Here is a 21,562-nt window from a genome sequence, read left to right as displayed (position 1 = left end):
CGGTTTGTTGCGGCCCCATCAGGGGGCCACGATTCAGAACTTGTTGCGGGGGGTGATGCCCAGCGACATGCCCGACAGACCGCGCTGGCGGCCACCGAGCCGGTCGGCGATCGTGCGCAGGGCCTTGCCGGCCGGGGAGTCCGGGTCCGAGAGGACCACCGGCTTGCCCTCGTCGCCGCCCTCGCGCAGCCGTACGTCGATCGGGATGGAGCCGAGCACCGGGACCTCCGCGCCGACCGTCTTCGTCAGGCCCTCGGCGACCTTCCGGCCGCCACCGGTGCCGAACACGTCGACCATCTCGTCACAGTGCGGGCACGGCATACCCGACATGTTCTCGACGACGCCGACGATCTTCTGGTGGGTCTGTACGGCGATCGAGCCGGCCCGCTCGGCCACTTCGGCCGCGGCCTGCTGCGGGGTCGTGACGACGAGGATCTCGGCGTTCGGCACGAGCTGGGCCACGGAGATCGCGATGTCACCGGTGCCCGGCGGCAGGTCGAGCAGCAGGACGTCCAGGTCGCCCCAGTACACATCCGCGAGGAACTGCTGCAGTGCGCGGTGCAGCATCGGCCCGCGCCACACCACCGGGGTGTTGCCCGGGGTGAACATGCCGATGGAGATGACCTTCACGCCGTGCGCCGACGGCGGCATGATCATGTTCTCGACCTGGGTCGGCTTGCCGTCCGCGCCGAGCATCCGCGGCACGCTGTGCCCGTAGATGTCCGCGTCCACGACGCCGACCTTGAGGCCGTCGGCCGCCATCGCCGCTGCCAGGTTCACTGTCACCGACGACTTGCCCACGCCGCCCTTGCCGGACGCCACCGCGTACACCCGGGTCAGCGAGCCGGGCTTGGCGAACGGCACCTCGCGCTCAGCCGTACCGCCGCGCAGCGACGACGTGAGCTCCTTGCGCTGTTCGTCGCTCATCACGTCGAGCGTGACATCGACCCGTGTGACGCCTTCGACCTTCGCCACCGCATCGGTCACGTTCTTGGTGATGGTCTCGCGCATCGGGCAGCCGGAGACAGTGAGATACACCGTGACAGCGACCGCACCGTCAGCTGCGATCTCGACCGACTTGACCATGCCGAGTTCGGTGATCGGTCGGTGGATCTCCGGGTCGTTCACTGTCGCCAGTGCTTCGCGCACCGCGTCTTCGGTAGCCATACCGACGATGTTACGGCGCCTGTCGCTACGCGCGAGTAGCCCTGTCAGCGGTCTTCGTCACTCTCGGCCGGGAACAGGACGCGCCGGTCGTCCAGGTCGTTCACGAGATCCTCCAGTTCGGAGCGGATCCAGTCGCGGGTGGCGACCTCGCCGAGACCCATTCGCAGCGACGCGATCTCCCGCGTGAGGTACTCGGTGTCCGCGATGGAGCGCTCGTTCTGCTTGCGGTCCTGCTCGTAGGTGACCCGGTCGCGGTCGGCCTGCCGGTTCTGCGCGAGCAGGATCAGCGGGGCCGCGTACGAGGCCTGGAGCGACAGCATCAGCGTCAGGAAGATGAACGGGTACCCGTCGAACCGCCACGCCGCGGGCGCGGAGACGTTCCACACCAGCCAGGTGATGATGACCAGTGTCATCCAGGCGATGAAGCGCCAGGTGCCCAGGAATCGGGCGATGCGCTCGGAGAGTCGGCCGAATGTCTCGGGGTCGAAATCGGGCAGCAGCCGCCGCCGCGGGGCCTTCGGCTGGTCCAGCCGGGAACGGGGCGAGCGTGCAATGCCCGAGGCACCCGCCGGCGCCCCCTTCGAGCGGTCCTCACCGGCCACGGGCGACCTCCTCCCCACCGTGGAAGTCGGTCTCCCGCCAGTCCTCGGGCAGCAGGTGGTCGAGGACGTCGTCGACGGTCACCGCGCCGAGCAGTGATCCGCTCTCGTCCACGACCGGCACGGAGACCAGGTTGTACGCGGCCAGATAGCTCGTCACGGCCGGCAACGGAGTGTCCGGTGTGAGGGGGATGAGATCGCTGTCGACGATCGAGCTGACCAGGGCGTACGGCGGATCGCGCAGCAGCCGCTGGAAGTGCACGGTGCCCAGGTACTTGCCGGTCGGTGTCTCGTCGGGGGAGCGGCACACGTACACCTGGGCGGCGAGCGCCGGGGACAGGTCCGCCTGCCGGACCCGCGCGAGCGCGTCGGCGACGGTTGCGTCCGGCCGCAGAATGATCGGCTCGGTCGTCATCAGACCGCCCGCAGTCCGTTCCTCGTACGACATGAGGCGCCGCACATCCGCCGCTTCGTCCGGCCGCATCAGGGTCAGCAGCCGCTCCTTGTCCGCCTCGGGGAGCCCGGACAGCAGGTCGGCGGCGTCGTCCGGGTCCATGGCCTCCAGGACGTCGGCGGCGCGCTCCTCCTGGAGCTTGCCGATGATCTCCACCTGGTCGTCCTCGGGCAGTTCCTCCAGGACGTCGGCGAGCCGGTCGTCGTCGAGCGCGGCCGCGACCTCGGCCCGTCGCTTCGGCGACAGATGGTGCAGAGCGTTGGCGACGTCGGTCGGCCGCAGCTGCTCGAACGTGGCGACCAGGGACTCGGCGCCCTGCCCGTCCTCCTGCAGCGAGAAACCGCTGACCGCCGACCACTCGACCGTCAGGGTCTCGCCCTTGCGCCGCAGCGCCCCGCCCTTTCCCTTGCGTACGAAGTACTTGTCGATCTCCCAGTCGCGGCGGGCCGGGAGCTGCGACACGGAGACATCGAGGACGGTGACCTCCTCGCCGGTCTCCACGAGGCGGACCCGCCGGTCGAGGAACTCGCCGAGCACGAGGCGTTCGGTGGGCCGCTGCTCGAAGCGCCGCATGTTGACGACGCCGGTGGTGATGACCTGACCGGACTCGATCCCCGTCACCCGGGTCATGGGGAGGAAGATCCGGCGGCGGCTGAGCACCTCGACGACCAGACCGAGCAGCCGGGGCGCACGGCCGCCGACCCGCAGCATCGCGACCAGATCGCGGACCCGGCCCACCTGGTCCCCGTTGGGGTCGAAGACCGGCACACCGGAGAGGTGCGAGACGAAGATCCGGGGGGCACCTGCCGCCATGCTCTGCGCCTCCTTCCGTCCCGTGGAGAGGGGCCGGTCCGTTCAGGGATGAATTGCACTGTTATGACGTGATCAGGCTAGCCCGTACCGCTCGGGGTCGGCCCGGTGAGCAGTCCGTACGGCTCTGCGCCGGACGGCGTAGGCGACACGGGTACGCTGCGGTCTGCCAGCCCCCGACATGCAGATGAGAGGCAGTGCGCCAGTGACCTCTTTTGTCCCGCCCGTCCGGACCCGCCGCCGGACCGCTCTTGCCGTCGTGCTCTGTGCGGGGCTGACCGCAGCCCTGACGGGGTGCGGCGACGAGGATCCGGACAAGGGGACCAACGGCATCGGCAGACTCTCGGCGGCCCTGATCGAGAAGAAGGCGCAGGCGGCAGCCGACTCCGCGGACGCGGTGCGGCTGGCCGGGACCCTGGTCGGCAAGGGCGGCACGTACAAGCTCAACATGCGGCTCAAGGAGGACGGCGGCACGGGCTCCGTCACTTCGAAGACCAGCACGTTCGAGCTGCTGCGGATCGGTGACCAGGTCTATCTGAAGGCCGACTCCGGCTTCTGGAGCCATGAGGAGAAGGACAAACAGAGCAGCCATTCCGGTGCGGCGGCGGGGGACAAGCTCCAGGACAAGTATGTGAAGGTCCCGCAGGACGACCCGACGTACAAGCAGCTGCGCGGCTTCACGGACATGAAGACCCTGCTCGACGGCATGCTCACGCTGCACGGCAAGGTCAACAAGGGCGACCGCGGCAAGGTCGGCTCCGTCCGCACCATCCAGATCCTGGGCGGCAAGGGTGAGGGCGGGGCGCTCGACGTCTCGCTGAAGGGCACGCCGTATCCGCTGCGGTTCGCCCGTGGCGGCGGTGGGGGCACCATCACGCTCGCCGACTGGGGCATGGACTTCACGCTGGAAGCCCCGGCCAAGGACGACACCGTCGACTACGGGCAGCAGCTCCCCAAGTCGACCTCGTGACAGCCCTGACGGCCTCCCCCACGATGGGGAGTGGATCAGCGAGCGGCGTCATGCGGCTTCGATGGCACGGCGGAGGACGGAGTCGACGCGGAGCGTCGGTGACTGACGACAATGCCGCAAGCGGAGTCGCAGGGTGTCGGGAGCCCACTCCCTGTCGCGGGGGAGGCCGTCAGCGGCGGCGCTTCAGCAGCAACCGCGGGAGGGCGTCGGGGACGGGGCGGCGGGTGGTCGCCCGGGTCGGCAGCGGCGCCGCCGCGTGCGAGGTGTCCGGCAGCTCCGTACGGAACTCGCCGGGCGTCAGCCGCAGCACCCGGCACTCGCGTGCCCAGCGCTCGGTCATCTGCTCGGCGTCCGGCGCGTTCAGCCGCTTGCCCTTGAGTTCGGCGACCGCCGCCTCCCACTCCTCGGAGTGCGGTGCGAGCTCCGTCACGGTGGCGGTCCAGGCGATCAGCCGGCCGCCCTTGTCCTTGCTGCGCACGGTCACCTCTGCGGCGGACCCGTCGGCGAGACCGGCCGGGAGCGGCTGCTCGCCGGGGCCGCCCCCGACGAGATGGGCCGCGCCTTCGTGCCATACGTGCCACAGCGCCCGTGCGGGCCCGGTGCCCCGTACCCAGATCAGACCGGACTTCTTGGTGGCCTCCTCGACGAGGGCCGGTCCGAGCAGCGAGTCAGCGGCAGCAGCAGTCATGCCGTCAACTCTATTAGAGCCAGCCGTTGCGCTTGAGCGAGCGGTGGATCGAGAAGCAGACGACCCCGATGACGCCCATCACCATCGGATAGCCGTACGTCCACCGCAGCTCCGGCATGTGCTTGAAGTTCATGCCGTAGACGCCGCAGATCATCGTCGGTACGGCGATGATGGCCGCCCAGGACGTGATCTTGCGCATGTCCTCGTTCTGCGCGACGGTCGCCTGCGCCAGGTTGGCCTGCAGGATCGAGTTCAGCAGTTCGTCGAAGCCGATGACCTCTTCGTGCACCCGTGCCAGGTGGTCGGCGACGTCCCGGAAGTACTTCTGGATGTCCGGATCGACCAGCCGCATCGGCCGCTCGCTGAGCAGCTGCATCGGCCGCAGCAGCGGGGAGACGGCCCGCTTGAACTCCAGGACCTCACGCTTCAGCTGGTAGATCCGGCTTGCGTCAGAGCCGCGCGGGCTGCCCTTCGCGGGGGTGGAGAAGACCTCGATCTCCACCTCGTCGATGTCGTCCTGGACGGCGCCGGCCACGGCGATGTAGCCGTCGACGACATGGTCGGCGATGGAGTGCAGGACCGCCGAAGGTCCCTTGGCAAGCAGCTCCGGGTCGTTCTGCAGCCGGTGGCGCAGCGCCCGCAGCGAGCCGTGTCCGCCGTGCCGGACGGTGATGACGAAGTCCCGGCCGGTGAAGCACATCACCTCACCGGTCTCGACGACCTCACTGGTCGCGGTGAGCTCGGCGTGCTCGACGTAGTGGATGGTCTTGAAGACGGTGAAGAGCGTGTCGTCGTACCGCTCCAGCTTGGGCCGCTGGTGGGCGTGGACGGCATCCTCGACGGCGAGCGGGTGGAGGCCGAACTCCCGGGCGATCCCGGCGAATTCCTCCTCGGTCGGCTCGTGCAGGCCGATCCAGGCGAAGCCGCCGTCCTCGCGCACCCGAAGCATTGCCTCGTGCGGGGTCAGACAGCCGGCGCTCTCCATGCGGCGTCCGTCGCGGTAGACCGCGCAGTCGACCACCGCGCTGGAGGCGGACGGGTCACGGGTGGTGTCGTAACTGCTGTGCAGGGCGTTGGTCTTGCGCAGGGACGGGCGCACGGCGGCGCGCAGGTCGCGGATCATCGACATGGCTGGCTCCTTCACGGAGGGCCGTCGTCGGGCGCGTGGAACAGCCCGGAATGGGGACGTGTGCTCACATCCGCAAAGCGGGCGGCACCGCGGCGGCGCGATGACGGCGTTCGCTACAGACAGGCAAAAAAGGAGTGCTCTTCCGTCGTGCGCAACGCCCTGGGTCCTGACGGGGGAGGCGTCAGATCACCGAAGAAGGGTGTGGGGCGGAAGAGCGGTTGGTACTGCACGATCGACTTCGATCCATTGCAGCCCCACCTCCTCCAGCCGGTCCCCCGTGGGGGATGACGTGTTGTCGGGACTGAGAGCGACGCTTCTGCGTGCTGTCCTGACCAGCGGCCAAGACTATCAGCCGACTCCGGGCCAATCCCTTACTTTGCCCATTCCATACGCGTCCTATGCTCGCGGCATGGAAGAAATTCTTGCTCTGGTCGAGGCCCGGCTCCGTACGGCTCTCGGTGAACCGGACGCGCGCGCCGCGGTGACGTTTCTCGGTACGGACCGGATCGTGGTGCTCCGTTTCGTCGACGGCGATGTGGTGCGCTACGCCACGCTCGGCATGTCCGCCCAGCCGATGTCCGATCCGACCGCGGCCCTCGCGGACCCCGTGAAGGGGCCGCGCGCCGAGCTCGTCCTCTCCGTGCGGGCCGGGCTCGCCGACACCGACAAGGTGCTCCGCGGACTGGCCGTGCTGGCGGCTTCCCCGCAGGTCGAGGGGTTGATCGTGGCTCCCGGCGCCTCGCTGGACCTGGGTGAACCGCTGTGGCCCGGGGCGCCGTTCAGCTCCGTACTGGTCGCCGAGCCGGGCGGGCTGGTCGAGGACCTGGAACTGAATGAGCCTGCGCCGCGCAGCGGCTCCGTGGGGGGCGGGGAGACGGTCGGGCCGATGGAGCCGGTGCGGTTCCTGCCGCTGCTGCCGATGACGCCCAACGAGGCGGCGTGGAAGCGGGTCCGCGGGGCGCAGGAGCTCCAGGAGCGGTGGTTGTCGCACGGGACGGATCTGCGGGATCCGCTGCGTACCTCCGTGACCTTGGACTGAGACCGACCGGCAATTGGGGGGGTGGGTGAAGGAGCGGGGCTGGGGTGCGTGCATCGCAAGGCGGAGGATTGAGCCATGGTGATTGACGACAACGCCGCGAGGTGAGTCCCCCAGGCCCGTGACGCCGCCCCCCAATTGCCGGTCGGTCTGAGAGCCTGTCGGGTGACCTCTGATCGGGCGGCCACGCCCTGGCACGCACGCTTCCCGCGTTGCCGAAATGCCCTAGTAGCTCCTTCCCCAAGCTCTCAGCTTCGTTCGAGCAGGGGAGACCCCATCCGAGGACCTTCCAGCGCCTTGGAATCGCACGCACCAGACCGTGTCCGCTTTCCGATCGAAGGTCGCCCGACAGGCTCTGAGACGAACGCCATACGGGCATGGGGGAAGCCCCGCCGCGCGGCCAGGAGGGGGAGCCGCGGGCGGGGCGGAACAGGGTTCGCGCAGCGGTCAGTCGGCGAAGGCCGTGACACCGTCCTCGGTGGCGTGCTTCGGCTCCAGCTCCTCCGCCTCGTGGGTCAGTGCCGTGCGCCGGACCCGGACGACGGCGGCGCCGACGACGGCCGCGAACGCGGCGACCACGAACGGGATGTGGATGTTGCTCCATTCCTCGATCTTCGGGGCGAGGTACGGGGCGGCTGCCGCGGCGAACCAGCGGACGAAGTTGTAACCCGCGCTCGCCACCGGGCGCGGCGCGTCCGAGACGCCGAGCGCCAGCTCCGTGTAGACGGTGTTGTTCATGCCGATGAAGGCGCCGGAGACGATCGTGCAGACGATGGCCGTGGTGTGGTTGCCGTAGCCGAGGATCAGCAGGTCGGCGGCGAGCAGCACCAGTGAGGCGCCGAGCACCTTGAGCGAGCCGAGGCGCTTCTGCAGCCGGGGTGCGACGAGCACCGAGAAGACCGCGAGCAGCAGACCCCAGGCGAAGAAGACCGCTCCGGACTTGTACGGCGTCATGTTCAGCACGAACGGCGTGAACGCCAGGATCGTGAAGAACGCGTAGTTGTAGAAGAACGCCGAGGTCGCGACGGAGGCGAGGCCGCCGTGGCCGAGCGCCTTGACCGGGTCGAGCAGTGAGGTCTTGCGGGCGGGCTTCGGCTGTTCCTTCAGGAACGCCGTGATGCAGATGAAGCCGATCGCCATCAGGGCCGCGGTGCCGAAGAACGGGTAGCGCCAGCTGGCGTCGCCGAGCAGCGCGCCGAGCAGCGGCCCGCACGCCATGCCGAGGCCGAGCGCCGACTCGTACAGCAGGATCGCCGCCGAGCTGCCGCCGGCCGCCGCGCCGACGATCACGGCGAGCGCGGTCGAGACGAAGAGCGCGTTGCCGAGTCCCCAGCCGGCCCGGAACCCGACGAGTTCCGCGACGGACGACGAGGTGCCGGAGAGTGCGGCGAAGACGACGACGAGCGCGAGACCGGTCAGGAGGGTCTTGCGGCCGCCGATCCGGCTGGAGACGAAGCCGGTGACGAGCATCGCGACCGCGGTGATCAGGAAGTACGAGGTGAAGAGCAGGGACACCTGGCTGGGCGTCGCCTCGAGCCCCTTGGCGATGGACGGCAGAATCGGGTCCACCAGCCCGATTCCCATGAACGCGACAACAGAGGCGCCCGCGGTGGCCCAGACGGCCTTCGGCTGGCGCAGGATGCTGCCCGCTCCTTGGTCGAACGGATCCTCTCCCTGCATGGGTCTTCTCGCTCTCCATTAGATCGATGCGTATTGCACAGAATAAGTTAGAGAAGCTAATGAATGCAAATTACATCTAATTTCCCTGATGGGGGCCACGCTGCGGACGGGTGATCGTCCTTGACGCGGCGACAGCCGGGGAGGACCGTTGGTCGCTATGAGGGGCGAACCCAGTTGCCCGAAGTGCGGAGGCCGGGTCAGGGCGCCCGGTCTTTTCGCCGACACCTGGCAGTGCGCGGTGCATGGCGCCGTGTATCCGCTGCAGCCGGTGATCCCGCCCAGCGTCGAGGCGCTGGGGGTGGTGGTGGCCCGCGCCCGGGTGCCGGTGTGGATGCCCTGGCCGCTGCCCGTCGGCTGGCTGTTCACCGGTGTCTCGTACGCGGGCGACGACCGCAGCGGCGGCCGCGCCACCGTCGTCGCCTGCTCGGGCCCTGGTCCACTCGGCGGTATGGGCGAGCTGCTGCTCGTCGCCGAGGAGCTGGGGGTCGGACTCGGTGCGCGCTACGCCGGGATCGACGGCCCCGACCCCGGCCCGTACCTCAGTGTCGACGGACCTCCCGACGCCAAGGTGCTCGCCGCCGGACGCCCCACCTCGCTCTGGCACGTCAAGGGCGCCCCCGAGGACCGGGCGGTCTTCGCCGGTGAGGCGCGCGGGCTCTGGCTCTGGGCGATCGTCTGGCCCGAGCAGTCCGGGCTGCTGATGTACGACGAACTGATACTGACCGATCTGCGCGAGGCCGGGGCGGAGGCAGAACTCGTGCCGTGCGGGGCGCTCACACCACGGCTGCTCGACCGGCCCTGATCGCCGGACGCGCGCCCGGGCGCTGTCGTGACCGGCCGGGCGCTGTTCGAATGCCGGTTATCCTTGGGCGGTCCCCCTGTCCGGCTGCGAGCACTGGAGTACGCGTCGTGCGCATCGACCTGCACACCCACTCCACCGCCTCGGACGGCACGGACAGCCCCGCGGAGCTGGTGCGGAACGCCGCCGCCGCGGGCCTCGATGTCGTCGCCCTCACCGACCACGACACCGCCCGCGGCCACGCCGAGGCGATCGCCGCGCTCCCCGAGGGCCTCACCCTCGTCACCGGCGCCGAGCTCTCCTGCCGGGTCGACGGTGTGGGGCTGCACATGCTCGCGTACCTCTTCGACCCCGACGAGCCGGAACTGGCACGCGAACGCGAGCTGGTACGGGACGACCGGGTGCCGCGCGCGCAGACCATGGTCCGCAAGCTCCAGGAGCTCGGCGTCCCGGTCGAGTGGCAGCAGGTCGCACGGATCGCGGGGGACGGCTCGGTCGGCAGGCCGCACATCGCCACCGCGCTCGTCGAGCTCGGCGTCGTCGAGACGGTCTCCGACGCCTTCACGCCCGAGTGGCTCGCGGACGGCGGACGCGCGTACGCACGGAAGCACGAGCTCGACCCGTTCGACGCGATCCGGCTGGTCAGGGCCGCCGGTGGCGTCACCGTCTTCGCCCACCCGCTCGCCGTCAAGCGCGGCGAAGTGGTGCCCGAGGCGGCCATCGCGCGGCTCGCCGCCGCGGGCCTCGACGGCATCGAGGTCGACCACATGGACCACGACGAGCCGACCAGGGCCCGGCTGCGCGGGCTCGCCAAGGAACTGGGGCTGTTGGCCACCGGCTCCAGCGACTACCACGGCAGCCGGAAGACCGTACAGCTCGGCGAGTACACCACCGACCCGGAGATCTACGGCGAGATCACCCGGCGTGCCACGGGAGCCTTCCCGGTGCCGGGCGCCGGCGGGCCCCGCAACGCGTAAGCGCCTGTCCGCGCATCTCGTCCCTCCTCACCTCTTCTCGCACGCCCGGCCGCTCACGGCTGCGGGCTGTGAACGTCCCGTCTCGACCCGCTCTCTTCTCGCAAGGCCTCACTGTGTTCGACGTTGCTGTCTTCGGATCCCTATTTCTCACGCTTTTTGTGATTATGGATCCACCCGGAATCACCCCGATCTTCCTCGCCCTCACCGCCGGCCGGCCCGCCAAGATGCAGCGCAGGATGGCGCTCCAGGCGGTTGCCGTCGCCTTCGGCGTGATTGCCGTCTTCGGTGTGCTCGGTCAGCAGATCCTCGACTATCTGCATGTCTCCGTCCCCGCCCTGATGATCGCGGGCGGGCTGCTCCTGCTGCTGATCGCACTCGATCTGCTGACCGGCAAGACCGACGAACCGACGCAGACGAAGGACGTCAACGTCGCGCTCGTACCGCTGGGCATGCCGCTGCTCGCCGGCCCCGGCGCGATCGTCTCGGTGATCCTTGCGGTGCAGCACGCCGACAGCTTCGGGAGTCAGCTCTCGGTCTGGACGGCGATCGTCGCCATGCACCTCGTGCTCTGGCTGACCATGCGCTACTCGCTGCTGATCATCCGCGTGATCAAGGACGGCGGCGTCGTCCTGGTGACGAGGCTCGCGGGAATGATGCTCTCGGCCATCGCCGTTCAGCAGATCATCAACGGGGTCACTCAGGTCATCCAGAACTCCTGACGCGGCCCCGGACACCACAGCGCCCCCGCCACGGACCGTCCGTGCGGGGGCGCTTCGTCTTTGTACGTCGGTGAGGCGTTACGAAGCCGAGTTCTCGGCCGGGCGGATATAGATGCGCTGGCCTATCGAGGCGGCCTGCTGCACGATCCGGTTGACGGAGGCGGCGTCCACGACGGTGCTGTCCACGGCGGTACCGTCGACATCGTCGAGTCGCATGATCTCGAAGCGCATATGGCTTCCCTTCGTCTGATCCTCCTGCTGGAGAACTACTGGGAGGACGGGTGATCCGTCCGCAAGGATGTGGAGCGTCGGACATCGGCGTCCCGCGCTCCACAAGGTGTACAACGGCTTGCCACCGGCAAACATTCCCTACGCTAAGGAAATTTTTTGGATGTCTAAGTATCAGCGGGAAATCGGCCGTGCGCGGGCAATGAGGTCCGCATGAACGAGGCGGAGATCGGCGAACGCCTGGACCGCACCAACGAGCTGCTCCAGCGCATGCTCGCCGAGGTGTCCAAAACCCCCTCGACCCACGCGATCTTCGTGGACGCGGGCTATGTGTACGCCGCGGCCGGGCTGCTCGTCACCGGCACGGAGGACCGGCGCTCCTTCGATCTCGACGCGGAAGGGCTGATCGAGGCCTTCATCGACAAGGCCCGCACCATCTTCGCGGACAGCAGACTTCTGCGCGTGTACTGGTACGACGGGGCCAGGCGCCGGATCCACACGGTCGAGCAGCAGTCCATCGCCGAACTTCCGGACGTCAAGGTCAGACTCGGCAACCTCAACGCCAACAACCAGCAGAAGGGCGTCGACTCACTCATCCGCACCGACCTCGAATCCCTCGCCCGGCACCGCGCGATCAGCGACGCGGCGCTCGTCGGCGGTGACGAGGACCTGGTGTCCGCGGTCGAGGCGGCGCAGGGCTACGGGGCCCGGGTCCACCTCTGGGGCATCGAGGCGGGCGAGGGGCGCAACCAGGCCGAACCGCTGCTCTGGGAGGTCGACAGCCAGCGCACCTTCGACCTGGACTTCTGCCGCCCGTACGTCACCAGACGCCCCGTCACCACGTACGAGGACGACACTCCGGCCCCCTCCCGCGAGGACGTCCGCTTCGTCGGCGCGCAGATCGCCGCCGCCTGGCTCTCCGCCCGCGGCCGCGACGCCCTCGCCGACCTGCTGCCCGGACACCCCTACCTGCCGGGCTCCGTGGACCAGGACCTGCTGGTCGAGGCCGAACGGCTGCTCCAGCACTCGCTGCGCGGCCACGCCCATCTGCGCCGGGCGCTGCGCGACGGCTTCTGGCAGCACCTGCAGGCGCAGTACTGAGACCGGCCGGCTATTGGGGGGTGGGTGAAGGAGCGGGGCTGGGGTGCGTGCATCGCAAGGCGGAGGATTGAGCCATGGTGGAGCCATGGTGGAGCCATGGTGATTGACGACAACGCCGCGAGGTGCGTGCCCCGGCCCCGTGACGCCGCCCCCCATTGCCGGCCGGTCTGAGCTACACGCCGTCCCAGAAGGCGGCCAGCGCGGCAGCGGTCTGCTCCGGGCGGTCCGTGTTGGGGGAGTGCTCGGCGCCTGCGATCCGGCTGCGGTGCGCGCCGAGCCGCTGCGCCATCTCGTCGAGCAACGGCACCGGCCAGGTGTCGTCGCGCTCGCCGGAGAGCACATGGACGGGCAGCGGTACGGCGGCGAGTTCGGCCACCCGGTCCGGCTCGGTCGCCAGCTGCTGCCCGGTGGCGATCAGCTGGGCGGGGCGGTGGCGCAGCCAACGCCGGCGCAGCCCCTCGCCGTCCGCTGCCGCCGCGTCCTCGGGCGGGTCGAGGGCGCGCATCGCGTCCCACACCTCGGCCATGCTCAGCGTCGCGAGCGCGTCGCTGAGCATCTTCACCTTGAGCTGCTGGGCCTCGACCACCTGGGCGGGGCCGGAGGACATCAGCGTCAGCGAACGGAACGGTGAGGCGTCGAGCAGCACGGCGGCGCGGGCGATCTGCCCGCCGAGCGAGTGCCCGAGAAGATGTACGGAGCCGCCGAGCGCATCGGCCTGCGCGAGCACGTCGCGAGCCAACTCGCTTTGTACGTAGGCTTCCTGATGGTCCGTTCCATCAGTCTCGTACTGCCCGCGCCCGTCGGCGGCGACGATGCGGTAGCCGGCGGCGGAGAGCGGTTCGAGGAGCGCGATGAAGTCCTCCTTGCTGCCCGTGTATCCGGGCAGCAGAAGGGCGGTGCCGCGCGGATGGGCGGGCGGCGAGGCATCCAGCACGGCGAAGGCCCCGCGCGCGGTGGGCAGCGCGTGGGCGCGGGTGCAGGGGGGCGGGGTGAAGGTGGGCGGCCGACTCATGACACGAGGCTATCGGCCTCCCTCGCGGTAGGGAGTGGATCAGCGAGTGGCGTCGTGCGGCTTCGATGGCAAGGCGGAGGACGGAGTCGACGCGGAGCGTCGGTGACTGACGACGACGCCGCAAGCGGAGTCGCAGGGCGTCGGGAGCCCACTCCCTACCGCGGGGCAGGCCGGATGTGCTCACCCACCGGACGGGCCGACTGCGTCCTCAAACGCCGGACGGGCCTGAGGATGTCCTCAAGCCCGTCCCGCACGATCAAGCCCCTCCGGCAGTCGAGGAGCGGGGTCCGGGGCGGAGCCCCGAACGACCATCGGCGTGTGCTCAGCCCTCGGTCCTGGCCGCAGTGCGCGGCGCCCGCCGCCTCCGCGGCTTGGCCTCGCCCTCCGCGACCGGAACCTCCACCACGGTCTCCGCCTTCGGCTTCGCGACGGCCCGCGTCCGTCGACGCGGCCTGTCCGGCTCGGGCTCGGCGATCGGCGCGATCTGGAAGTCGACCTCGTCCTCGGCCGGCTTGGCGACGATCCGGGCGCGGCGCCGCGGCTTCGTCACCGTCTTCGCCTCCACCACCGGCTCGGTCATGGGCGCGATCTGGAAGTCGACCTCGTCCGCAGGCTTGGTGACGGTGCGGGCCCGACGGCGACGCGGCTTGGCCTCGGCCTCCGCCTCGACGACGGCCGACGACCCGACGACGGCCGGAGCCTCTGCCAGGGCCACCGCGGCCTCGGCCGCGACATCCGGGACCGCGACCCGCGTACGGCGACGGCGGCGCGGCGTACGCGGCTCCACCGGGGCGTCAGCGGCAGACGCGGCCACCGCAGCCTGCACGGGCTCCGTGGCCGGCGCCGGCACCGCGGCAGCGGCGCCGTCCGCGAACTCGGATCCGCCCCGCGTGCGACGACGCTGACGCGGCGTACGCGGCGCCCGCTCCTCCCGTGCGGCAGGAGCCGACGGCGCGGACGACTTGCGGCCGCGGCCGCCCGTCTCGCCCAGGTCCTCGATCTCCTCGGCCCGCAGACCCGCACGGGTCCGCTCGGTGCGCGGCAGGACACCCTTGGTGCCGGCCGGGATGTCGAGCTCCTCGAAGAGGTGCGGCGACGTGGAGTACGTCTCGACCGGGTCGGGGAACTTCAGGTCCAGCGCCTTGTTGATCAGCTGCCAGCGCGGGATGTCGTCCCAGTCGACCAGCGTGATCGCGATGCCCTTGGCGCCCGCACGGCCGGTCCGGCCGATGCGGTGGAGGTAGGTCTTCTCGTCCTCCGGCGACTGGTAGTTGATGACGTGCGTGACGCCCTCGACGTCGATACCGCGGGCCGCGACATCGGTGCAGACGAGCACGTCCACCTTGCCGTTGCGGAAGGCGCGCAGCGCCTGCTCACGGGCGCCCTGGCCGAGGTCGCCATGGACCGCGCCGGACGCGAAACCGCGCTTCTCCAGCTGCTCGGCGATGTCGGCGGCCGTCCGCTTGGTGCGGCAGAAGATCATCACCAGCCCACGTCCGTTGGCCTGCAGTATCCGCGAGACCATCTCCGGCTTGTCCATGGAGTGGGCACGGAAGACGTGCTGCGAGATGTTGGCGACGGTCGCGCCCTCGTCGTCGGGCGAGGTGGCGCGGATGTGCGTCGGCTGCGACATGTAGCGCCGCGCGAGGCCGATGACCGCACCCGGCATGGTCGCCGAGAACAGCATCGTCTGGCGGGTCGGCGGCAGCATGGTGATGATTCGCTCGACGTCGGGCAGGAAGCCCAGGTCGAGCATCTCGTCGGCCTCGTCGAGGACGAGGGCACGCACGTGCGACAGGTCGAGCTTGCGCTGGCCGGCCAGGTCGAGCAGGCGGCCCGGGGTGCCGACGATCACGTCGACGCCCTTCTTCAGGGCCTCGACCTGCGGCTCGTACGCACGGCCGCCGTAGATCGCGAGAACGCGGACGTTACGTACCTTGCCGGCGGTCAGCAGGTCATTGGTGACCTGCTGGCAGAGCTCACGCGTGGGGACGACGACCAGCGCCTGCGGCGCCTCGGTCAGCTGCTCGGGCTTGGCCCGGCCCGCCTCGACGTCCGCGGGGACGGTGACGCGCTCCAGCAGCGGAAGACCGAAACCGAGCGTCTTGCCGGTACCGGTCTTGGCCTGTCCGATCACGTCGGAGCCGGAGAGTGCGACGGGGAGCGTCATCTCCTGGATGGGAAAGGGGGACACAATGCCGACGGCCTCAAGGGCCTCGGCCGTCTCGGGAAGAATCCCGAGGTCTCGGAACGTAGTCAGGGTGCTGCCTCTTCTGTGAGACGCGGTCCGAGGCGAACGCTGGGGGTCGTACCGTGCCGGGGTTGGTCATCCGGCCGTGGATGGGCCGGGTGGCGCGGGACCACTGCCGTCGCTCGAGCGCTCGTGCCGCTGAGGGGGCCCCTCATCTGCGGTCGTACGTGGCGTACGCCCCGCGTGGAGGGCTGTCGGGTCGGAGCCGATCGGGCCACCGACCGGGCATCCTCATTCAATTTCGCGCCACGAGTACATCCAAAATACTCAGTAGCCGCAATACCACTGTACCCCGGATTCGCGCATGTGTGTTGGGCGAATTCGTCGGAACGGTGTGATGTCACCGGCTGACCAGGCCCTTCCATCCTTCGACGGGCGGGCTATTCTGCCGTTCATGGAGACGCCTGACAACGCCACTGAAGCCCCCGCACCCACCGGAATCGCCGCCCAGGACTGGGCCACCGCATCCGCTGAGCCGCAGTACCGTGCCGCGGTCGTGGATCTGCTGGGAGCACTCGCGTACGGGGAGCTGGCGGCCTTCGAGCGGCTCGCCGAGGACGCAAAACTCGCGCCGACGCTGGCCGACAAGGCGGAGCTGGCAAAGATGGCGTCCGCCGAATTCCATCACTTCGAGCGGTTGACGGACCGGCTGACCGCGATCGAGGCCGAGCCGACCGGGGCCATGGAGCCGTTCGCCAAGGCGCTCGACGACTTCCACCGCCAGACCGCCCCGTCGGACTGGCTGGAGGGTCTGGTCAAGGCGTACGTCGGCGACTCGATCGCCAGTGACTTCTACCGTGAGGTCGCCGCCCGCCTCGACTCGGACACCCGCTCGCTCGTCCTCGCCGTGCTGGACGACACGGGCCACGGCAACTTCGCCGTCGAGAAGGTGCGTGCCGCGATCGAGGCCGACCCGCGGGTCGGCGGCCGGCTCGCGCTGTGGGCCCGGCGGCTTATGGGTGAGGCGCTCTCCCAGGCCCAGCGGGTGGTTGCCGACCGCGACGCGCTGTCGACGATGCTGGTGGGCGGCGTGGCGGACGGGTTCGACCTGGCCGAGGTCGGCCGGATGTTCTCGCGGATCACCGAGGCGCACACCAAGCGGATGGCCGCGCTCGGACTGGCTGCCTGACAGACCGCCGACGGCCCCCTCAGGCCGCCGCTGATCGACTCAGGCGGCGGCTGCGCGGGCGGATCAGCAGCGAGAGCGTCACCGCGCCGATCAGCACCGCGCCGATCAGGGTGGGCAGGACGTGCCCTGGTCCCAGCACCGAGTGCATCAGATACGCGCCGAACAGGGCACCCAGAGCACCGGTGGCGTAGACGGCACGGCGGGACGGGAGCCGGCCGGGCAGCGAGCGGAGCGCCGCCCAGGAGAGGGCGAGTCCGAGCACGACGGAGCCGAGGGATTCCCAGATCACAGACGATCACCTCGCGGGTTGCGGAGGGGTATCTCCCATGCTTCCAGAGCGATGGGGGAGGGCAAATCGGTCGTAGGCCGTACTACCCGTGGGCTGCGGAACGCAACCCTCCTGGGACAGGTTCCGCACAGGTGCCGCACAGCGGAAACCGGCACTGAGCAGCGGCAGAACGCAGAAGCGGCCCGGAGGGGATATACCCCTCCGGGCCGCTTCGAACTGCTGCGCCTCTGTCCCTACAGCGCGCCGAACCCCACCCGCCGCGTGCTCGGCTCGCCGATCTCCACATAGGCGACCCGGTCGGCCGGCACCAGGACCTTGCGGCCCTTGTCGTCCGTGAGGCTGAGCAGCTGCGTCTTGCCGGTGAGAGCCTCGGCGACCGCGCTCTCGACCTCCTCGGCGGAAAGCCCGCTCTCCAGAACGATCTCCCGGGGTGCGTGCTGCACGCCGATCTTGACCTCCACGGCTATGTCCCTCCGACGGTCAGTCCTCTTGCGCGTGAGCCGCGCCGTACGCACCACACATTAGCCCGGTGAGCGGAGCTGTCAGAGGTCGGCAGGCAACGCCCGCAGCGAACACGTACCGCGGATACGGAGGAGCACCGACCGGACGTCAGTGCTGATCGATGCCGTGCAGAGGGAACCCGGCGATGCCACGCCAGGCCAGCGAGGTGAGGAGCTGTACCGCCGTGTCGCGCGGGATCGCCGACTGGCTGGACAGCCAGTACCGGGCGACGACCTGGGACACGCCGCCCAGACCGACCGCGAGCAGCATCGACTCGTCCTTGGAGAGCCCCGTGTCCCCCGCGATGACGTCGGAGATCGCCTCCGCGCACTGCAGCGAGACCCGGTCGACCCGTTCCCGTACCGCCGGCTCGTTCGTCAGGTCCGACTCGAAGACCAGCCGGAAGGCGCCGCCCTCGTCCTCGACGTACGCGAAATAGGCGTCCATCGTCGCGGCGACACGGAGCTTGTTGTCCGTCGTCGACGCCAGCGCGGTACGGACCGCCTGCAGCAGCGATTCGCAGTGCTGGTCGAGCAGAGCCAGATAGAGCTCCAGCTTGCCCGGGAAGTGCTGGTAGAGCACCGGCTTGCTGACGCCGGCCCGCTCGGCGATGTCGTCCATCGCGGCGGAGTGGTAACCCTGCGCGACGAAGACCTCCTGCGCGGCGCCCAGCAGCTGGTTGCGTCGGGCGCGGCGAGGCAGGCGAGTGCCCCGCGGGCGCGCCGCCTCTGTCTGCTCGATGGCTGTCACGCCGCCTCCCAAAATTGTGATCGAACACAGCTTTTTTTCTGCACGCTGCGCCGTACAGCCATCGTACTTTTGAGTAACCCGGGTGCGCGCGGCGCGGACGCAGAATTTCACGGACCGGACGGCTGCGGTAGCCACAGATTCGTCGACCTGCACGGCAAAGCGGGGCGTATCAGCGGTAATCGTCCTCGTCCTCCGCGACGACGCGCGCCTGCTCCGCCGCATCCGCCTCATTTGCGGTGTCCCGGTCGATGTCCGTGAGCGGATCGTCGCTCTTCGGCTGGAGATCGGCCTGTTGCTCGGCCGCGTCAGCCTCGGGTGCCTCCGGGTCCGGCTCGTCCGGCTGAATTCTCTCGAAGGTCTCCGGGTCGCTGGGGTCGACCGTCATGGTGACTCCCTTCCTTAGCTTCGAGCGTAGGAGCTACCCCGGCACGGCGCTATGCGATCTGTGACGGCGAACACATGAACCACGGCGTGATCGTCTCGTAACATTGCCGCATGTCTTCGACCGAGCTGCCGGGAGTCCGAGCCGCCGCTGCAGCGGCGGCCCCCACGGTGGGCACCGTCCGGGTCGCCGAGGGGGAGGAGCTGCGCTCCGTCGCGCTCCCCGGCCTGGCGCTGAACGTCCGCACCCGGCCGCCGGAGCGGACCGGGCTGCCGCCCGCGCTCTACGTGCACGGGCTCGGCGGCTCCTCGCAGAACTGGTCGGCGCTGATGCCGCTGCTCCAGGACGTGGTGGACGGCGAGGCGGTCGACCTGCCCGGCTTCGGGGACTCCCCGCCGCCGGACGACGGCAACTATTCGGTCACCGGGCACGCCCGCGCGGTGATCCGGCTCCTGGACGCGGGGGAGCGCGGCCCCGTCCATCTTTTTGGCAATTCGCTCGGCGGCGCGGTGGCCACCCGGGTCGCGGCCGTCCGCCCCGACCTGGTGCGGACGCTCACCCTCATCTCGCCGGCGCTGCCCGAGATCCGGGTGCAGTGGCCCGCCGTACCGACCGGACTGCTCGCCGTTCCGGGGGTCGCATCCCTGTTCTCCAGGATGACCAAGGACATGACGGCGGAACAACGGACGCGCGGAGTCATGGCACTCTGTTACGGCGATCCGGCGCGCGTCTCCGAAGCCGGCTTCCGCGAAGCGGTGGCCGAAATGGAGCGACGGCTGGAACTGCCGTACTTCTGGGATGCGATGGCGCGCTCGGCGCGTGGCATCGTCGATGCGTACACGTTGGGCGGGCAGCACGGACTGTGGCGCCAGGCCGAGCGTGTGCTCGCGCCGACCCAGCTCGTGTACGGCGGACGGGACCAGCTTGTCTCGTACCGGATGGCACGCAGAGCGTCCGCGGCCTTCCGCGATTCGCGGCTGCTGACACTGCCCGATGCCGGGCACGTGGCGATGATGGAGTACCCGGAAGCGGTCGCCCAGGCGTTCCGGGAACTGCTCGACGAATGCGGCGGGAGCTGATCCGGGGCGTGGGACGACACAGCCGAAAAGGGCCCCAAGTCAGCGAGCGAGATATCGATGCCGCCGCGGCGGACCGGGGTGGCGCTCGTGAGGCGATCCGGGCGGAGCCCGGCAGCGGACGGCGCAGGAGGGTGGCCGGAGCACCGCCCGGCACGGACGGGCACACTCCGTTCCAGGGGGTCCCGCAGGTGCGTGGCGGCCATCCCGAGCAGCGCGAGCCGGGCGGTGGCTGGGGGACCGGACCGCAGCCGGTGTTCGGCGACCGGCAGGCTCCGGGGCGGGCGGGCGGCCCGGGTCTGCGGCCCGGGACGCCGCAGATGCCTCGGCCCATGGCCCGGCCGGACCGGCAGCCTGCGGCCGGTACGCGGTCGCTGATACCGGGTCCGCGACGGGAGTTCGTCGACGCCTTCGACGCACCGCCCGCGCCACCCGCCCCTCGTTCTCCGTCCGCCCCACCGGCCCCGCCGGTCGACCCGTTCACCTCGGTCGGCGACGGGGACGAGCAGCCGCCTCCCGGCGACGCCGATGCCCCGCCGGTCACCAAGAGCAGCAAGGGGCGCACCCTCACCGGTGTCGCGGCCGCCGCCGTGACCACCGTGCTGGCGGTGGTCGTGGCCGGTCAGGTCGCGCATGACGGCAGCGGGCGGGTCGGCATGGCCGCACCCGGGGCGGGCGTCGACCGGGACAGTGGCGAGGACAGCTCCTCCCGCTCGGACGACCGGCAGGCGCCGAAAGCGGTGGCGGTCGCGCCTCTTTCGTACGGACAGAAGATGGCCATGGCCTATCCGCTCGCTCCGGAACTCAAGGGTTCCGGACGCTTCGAGACGGTCCCGGGAACGGCGAAGGCTCCGGGCCAGGGGCATAAGTATCGCTATCGGATCGATGTCGAGAAAGGTCTCGGTCTCGACGCCGGACTTTTTGCCGAGGCGGTCCAGAGAACCCTTAACGACGACCGTAGTTGGGCACACGACGGCGCTATGACTTTCGAGCGGATCTCCTCGGGCGATCCGGATTTCGTGATCACTCTGGCCAGCCCGGGAACCACCGGTGACTGGTGCGGGAAGTCGGGTCTCGATACGACCGAAGACAATGTCTCGTGCGATTCGGCGGCGACCGAGCGCGTGATGATCAACGCCTATCGCTGGGCGCAGGGATCGTCGACGTTCGGCCCGAAGAAGCTCTTCTCCTACCGTCAGATGCTGATCAACCACGAGGTCGGCCACCGGCTGGGTCGCAATCATGTGAGCTGCCGCACGCCGGGCGCCCTGGCTCCCGTGATGCAGCAGCAGACCAAGTCCCTCGATATCGACGGAATCAAGTGCCGGCCCAACGCCTGGGTGTATCCGAGCAGTTGAGTCCGGCCGGACCGCCCGTCGGCCCCCGCCGGCTGCCTCCCGGCCGATGCCCGCGATCGGGCCGAGCGTCCGGCCCTTGGTAAGGGTGTCCAGCATGTGGGACAGCTGTCTCATTCTGCGTTGACATCAAGGGTGCCGTCGCGCATATTTCTCGGCATGTCACGCAACCCCGTCACCTTCGAACGCGCCGCCATAGAGCTGGCGCTCATCGGTGTGACCGGGCACAGCGTCGCCGACATTCACTGTTGCTGACGCCTGCCTGAGCGCGCGTCGACTCCCTTTCCCCGAGCCCTGTCTCGCAGGGAACGGCTCTTCCCGACTGCCGCACCGGGCGCACTCCGTCCGCAGGCGCGGCAGTTTTGGGGTCCTGGTCCGGTTCATCCTGATCCTTGACCGTTTGTCTCACCCCGCACCCTCGCTGCTGCCTGCACGGATCCTCGTTCAGCCTTCTTCCGTC

The 21,562-nt window shown here is 69.8% G+C and carries 23 protein-coding genes; 10 read left to right on the top strand and 13 right to left on the bottom strand.

Annotated features, from left to right (window positions below; all coding sequences use genetic code 11):
- Positions 1-33: 33 nt before the first annotated feature.
- From ACWD6R_RS23550 to ACWD6R_RS23540, 3 genes are read right to left on the bottom strand one after another with little or no spacing between them, the layout of a single operon-like run.
- Positions 34-1,167 (bottom strand): Mrp/NBP35 family ATP-binding protein, encoded by a 1,134-nt coding sequence (locus tag ACWD6R_RS23550; protein ID WP_451820502.1) that lies wholly within the window; start codon positions 1,165-1,167, stop codon positions 34-36.
- A gap of 44 nt (positions 1,168-1,211) precedes the next feature.
- Positions 1,212-1,769: a DUF1003 domain-containing protein gene (locus ACWD6R_RS23545; RefSeq protein ID WP_451820501.1), complete on the bottom strand. Its 558-nt coding sequence runs from the start codon at positions 1,767-1,769 to the stop codon at positions 1,212-1,214.
- Positions 1,759-3,033 carry a magnesium transporter MgtE N-terminal domain-containing protein gene (locus ACWD6R_RS23540; protein ID WP_451820500.1) on the bottom strand — a complete coding sequence of 425 codons (1,275 nt, stop codon included), beginning with the start codon at positions 3,031-3,033 and terminating at the stop codon, positions 1,759-1,761. The genes ACWD6R_RS23545 and ACWD6R_RS23540 overlap by 11 nt, the downstream gene beginning before the upstream one ends.
- Positions 3,034-3,235: 202 nt before the next feature.
- On the opposite strand from ACWD6R_RS23540, the gene ACWD6R_RS23535 reads away from it, so the two are divergent.
- Positions 3,236-4,000, top strand: a complete 765-nt coding sequence (locus ACWD6R_RS23535; RefSeq protein ID WP_451820499.1) for a hypothetical protein — start codon at positions 3,236-3,238, stop codon at positions 3,998-4,000.
- Between the two features lie 169 nt (positions 4,001-4,169).
- On the opposite strand, the gene ACWD6R_RS23530 is transcribed toward ACWD6R_RS23535, so the two are convergent.
- Positions 4,170-4,688, bottom strand: a complete 519-nt coding sequence (locus tag ACWD6R_RS23530; RefSeq protein ID WP_451820498.1) for a hypothetical protein — start codon at positions 4,686-4,688, stop codon at positions 4,170-4,172.
- A 13-nt stretch (positions 4,689-4,701) separates the two neighbouring features.
- Entirely contained in the window at positions 4,702-5,817 is a 1,116-nt protein-coding gene (locus ACWD6R_RS23525) for a magnesium and cobalt transport protein CorA (RefSeq protein ID WP_451820497.1), read from the bottom strand.
- A gap of 409 nt (positions 5,818-6,226) precedes the next feature.
- Here ACWD6R_RS23525 and ACWD6R_RS23520 point away from each other — a divergent pair, with 409 nt between their 5' ends.
- Positions 6,227-6,856 carry a suppressor of fused domain protein gene (locus ACWD6R_RS23520; protein ID WP_451820496.1) on the top strand — a complete coding sequence of 210 codons (630 nt, stop codon included), beginning with the start codon at positions 6,227-6,229 and terminating at the stop codon, positions 6,854-6,856.
- 444 nt (positions 6,857-7,300) lie between these two features.
- On the opposite strand, the gene ACWD6R_RS23515 is transcribed toward ACWD6R_RS23520, so the two are convergent.
- A complete protein-coding gene (locus ACWD6R_RS23515) occupies positions 7,301-8,533 on the bottom strand; it encodes an MFS transporter (RefSeq protein WP_451820495.1) in 1,233 nt (410 codons plus the stop codon).
- A 157-nt stretch (positions 8,534-8,690) separates the two neighbouring features.
- Here ACWD6R_RS23515 and ACWD6R_RS23510 point away from each other — a divergent pair, with 157 nt between their 5' ends.
- From ACWD6R_RS23510 to ACWD6R_RS23500, 3 genes are all read left to right on the top strand, one after another.
- Positions 8,691-9,335 (top strand): DUF6758 family protein, encoded by a 645-nt coding sequence (locus ACWD6R_RS23510; protein ID WP_451820494.1) that lies wholly within the window; start codon positions 8,691-8,693, stop codon positions 9,333-9,335.
- A gap of 107 nt (positions 9,336-9,442) precedes the next feature.
- Positions 9,443-10,309, top strand: coding sequence for a PHP domain-containing protein (locus tag ACWD6R_RS23505; protein WP_451820493.1), 867 nt, complete (start codon positions 9,443-9,445; stop codon positions 10,307-10,309).
- A 113-nt stretch (positions 10,310-10,422) separates the two neighbouring features.
- Positions 10,423-11,028, top strand: a complete 606-nt coding sequence (locus ACWD6R_RS23500; protein ID WP_393301871.1) for a MarC family protein — start codon at positions 10,423-10,425, stop codon at positions 11,026-11,028.
- Positions 11,029-11,106: 78 nt separating this feature from the next.
- On the opposite strand, the gene ACWD6R_RS23495 is transcribed toward ACWD6R_RS23500, so the two are convergent.
- Positions 11,107-11,259, bottom strand: a complete 153-nt coding sequence (locus ACWD6R_RS23495) for a hypothetical protein (RefSeq protein WP_167747282.1) — start codon at positions 11,257-11,259, stop codon at positions 11,107-11,109.
- A 210-nt stretch (positions 11,260-11,469) separates the two neighbouring features.
- On the opposite strand from ACWD6R_RS23495, the gene ACWD6R_RS23490 reads away from it, so the two are divergent.
- A complete protein-coding gene (locus ACWD6R_RS23490; RefSeq protein WP_451820492.1) occupies positions 11,470-12,357 on the top strand; it encodes an NYN domain-containing protein in 888 nt (295 codons plus the stop codon).
- 172 nt (positions 12,358-12,529) lie between these two features.
- On the opposite strand, the gene ACWD6R_RS23485 is transcribed toward ACWD6R_RS23490, so the two are convergent.
- Together ACWD6R_RS23485 and ACWD6R_RS23480 are read right to left on the bottom strand one after the other, a co-directional pair.
- Positions 12,530-13,369 (bottom strand): alpha/beta fold hydrolase, encoded by an 840-nt coding sequence (locus tag ACWD6R_RS23485; RefSeq protein ID WP_451820491.1) that lies wholly within the window; start codon positions 13,367-13,369, stop codon positions 12,530-12,532.
- Between the two features lie 322 nt (positions 13,370-13,691).
- Positions 13,692-15,539, bottom strand: a complete 1,848-nt coding sequence (locus ACWD6R_RS23480; RefSeq protein WP_451820490.1) for a DEAD/DEAH box helicase — start codon at positions 15,537-15,539, stop codon at positions 13,692-13,694.
- Positions 15,540-16,014: 475 nt separating this feature from the next.
- Here ACWD6R_RS23480 and ACWD6R_RS23475 point away from each other — a divergent pair, with 475 nt between their 5' ends.
- A complete protein-coding gene (locus ACWD6R_RS23475; RefSeq protein ID WP_451820489.1) occupies positions 16,015-16,749 on the top strand; it encodes a ferritin-like fold-containing protein in 735 nt (244 codons plus the stop codon).
- Between the two features lie 19 nt (positions 16,750-16,768).
- On the opposite strand, the gene ACWD6R_RS23470 is transcribed toward ACWD6R_RS23475, so the two are convergent.
- The 4 genes from ACWD6R_RS23470 to ACWD6R_RS23455 all read right to left on the bottom strand — a co-directional run bounded on the left by ACWD6R_RS23470 (position 16,769) and on the right by ACWD6R_RS23455 (position 18,674).
- The gene (locus tag ACWD6R_RS23470; RefSeq protein ID WP_451820488.1) at positions 16,769-17,038 is read right to left on the bottom strand and encodes a hypothetical protein; all 270 of its coding nucleotides are present in this window, start codon (positions 17,036-17,038) and stop codon (positions 16,769-16,771) included.
- Positions 17,039-17,271: 233 nt separating this feature from the next.
- A complete protein-coding gene (locus ACWD6R_RS23465; protein WP_277328233.1) occupies positions 17,272-17,499 on the bottom strand; it encodes a DUF3107 domain-containing protein in 228 nt (75 codons plus the stop codon).
- 148 nt (positions 17,500-17,647) lie between these two features.
- Entirely contained in the window at positions 17,648-18,289 is a 642-nt protein-coding gene (locus ACWD6R_RS23460) for a TetR/AcrR family transcriptional regulator (RefSeq protein WP_030915445.1), read from the bottom strand.
- A 169-nt stretch (positions 18,290-18,458) separates the two neighbouring features.
- Positions 18,459-18,674 (bottom strand): hypothetical protein, encoded by a 216-nt coding sequence (locus ACWD6R_RS23455; RefSeq protein WP_393301885.1) that lies wholly within the window; start codon positions 18,672-18,674, stop codon positions 18,459-18,461.
- Positions 18,675-18,784: 110 nt separating this feature from the next.
- Here ACWD6R_RS23455 and ACWD6R_RS23450 point away from each other — a divergent pair, with 110 nt between their 5' ends.
- The 3 genes from ACWD6R_RS23450 to ACWD6R_RS23440 all read left to right on the top strand — a co-directional run bounded on the left by ACWD6R_RS23450 (position 18,785) and on the right by ACWD6R_RS23440 (position 21,357).
- Positions 18,785-19,750: an alpha/beta fold hydrolase gene (locus ACWD6R_RS23450; RefSeq protein ID WP_451820487.1), complete on the top strand. Its 966-nt coding sequence runs from the start codon at positions 18,785-18,787 to the stop codon at positions 19,748-19,750.
- Complete coding sequence (locus ACWD6R_RS23445; RefSeq protein WP_451820486.1) at positions 19,735-21,105, top strand: DUF3152 domain-containing protein; 1,371 nt, start codon at positions 19,735-19,737, stop codon at positions 21,103-21,105. The genes ACWD6R_RS23450 and ACWD6R_RS23445 overlap by 16 nt, the downstream gene beginning before the upstream one ends.
- A 156-nt stretch (positions 21,106-21,261) precedes the next feature.
- Positions 21,262-21,357 (top strand): Ms4533A family Cys-rich leader peptide, encoded by a 96-nt coding sequence (locus tag ACWD6R_RS23440; RefSeq protein ID WP_406421901.1) that lies wholly within the window; start codon positions 21,262-21,264, stop codon positions 21,355-21,357.
- Positions 21,358-21,562: the final 205 nt, after the last annotated feature.

It is taken from the genome of Streptomyces sp. NPDC005151 (assembly GCF_053599875.1).
This window is presented reverse-complemented; position numbering and strand designations above follow the sequence as displayed.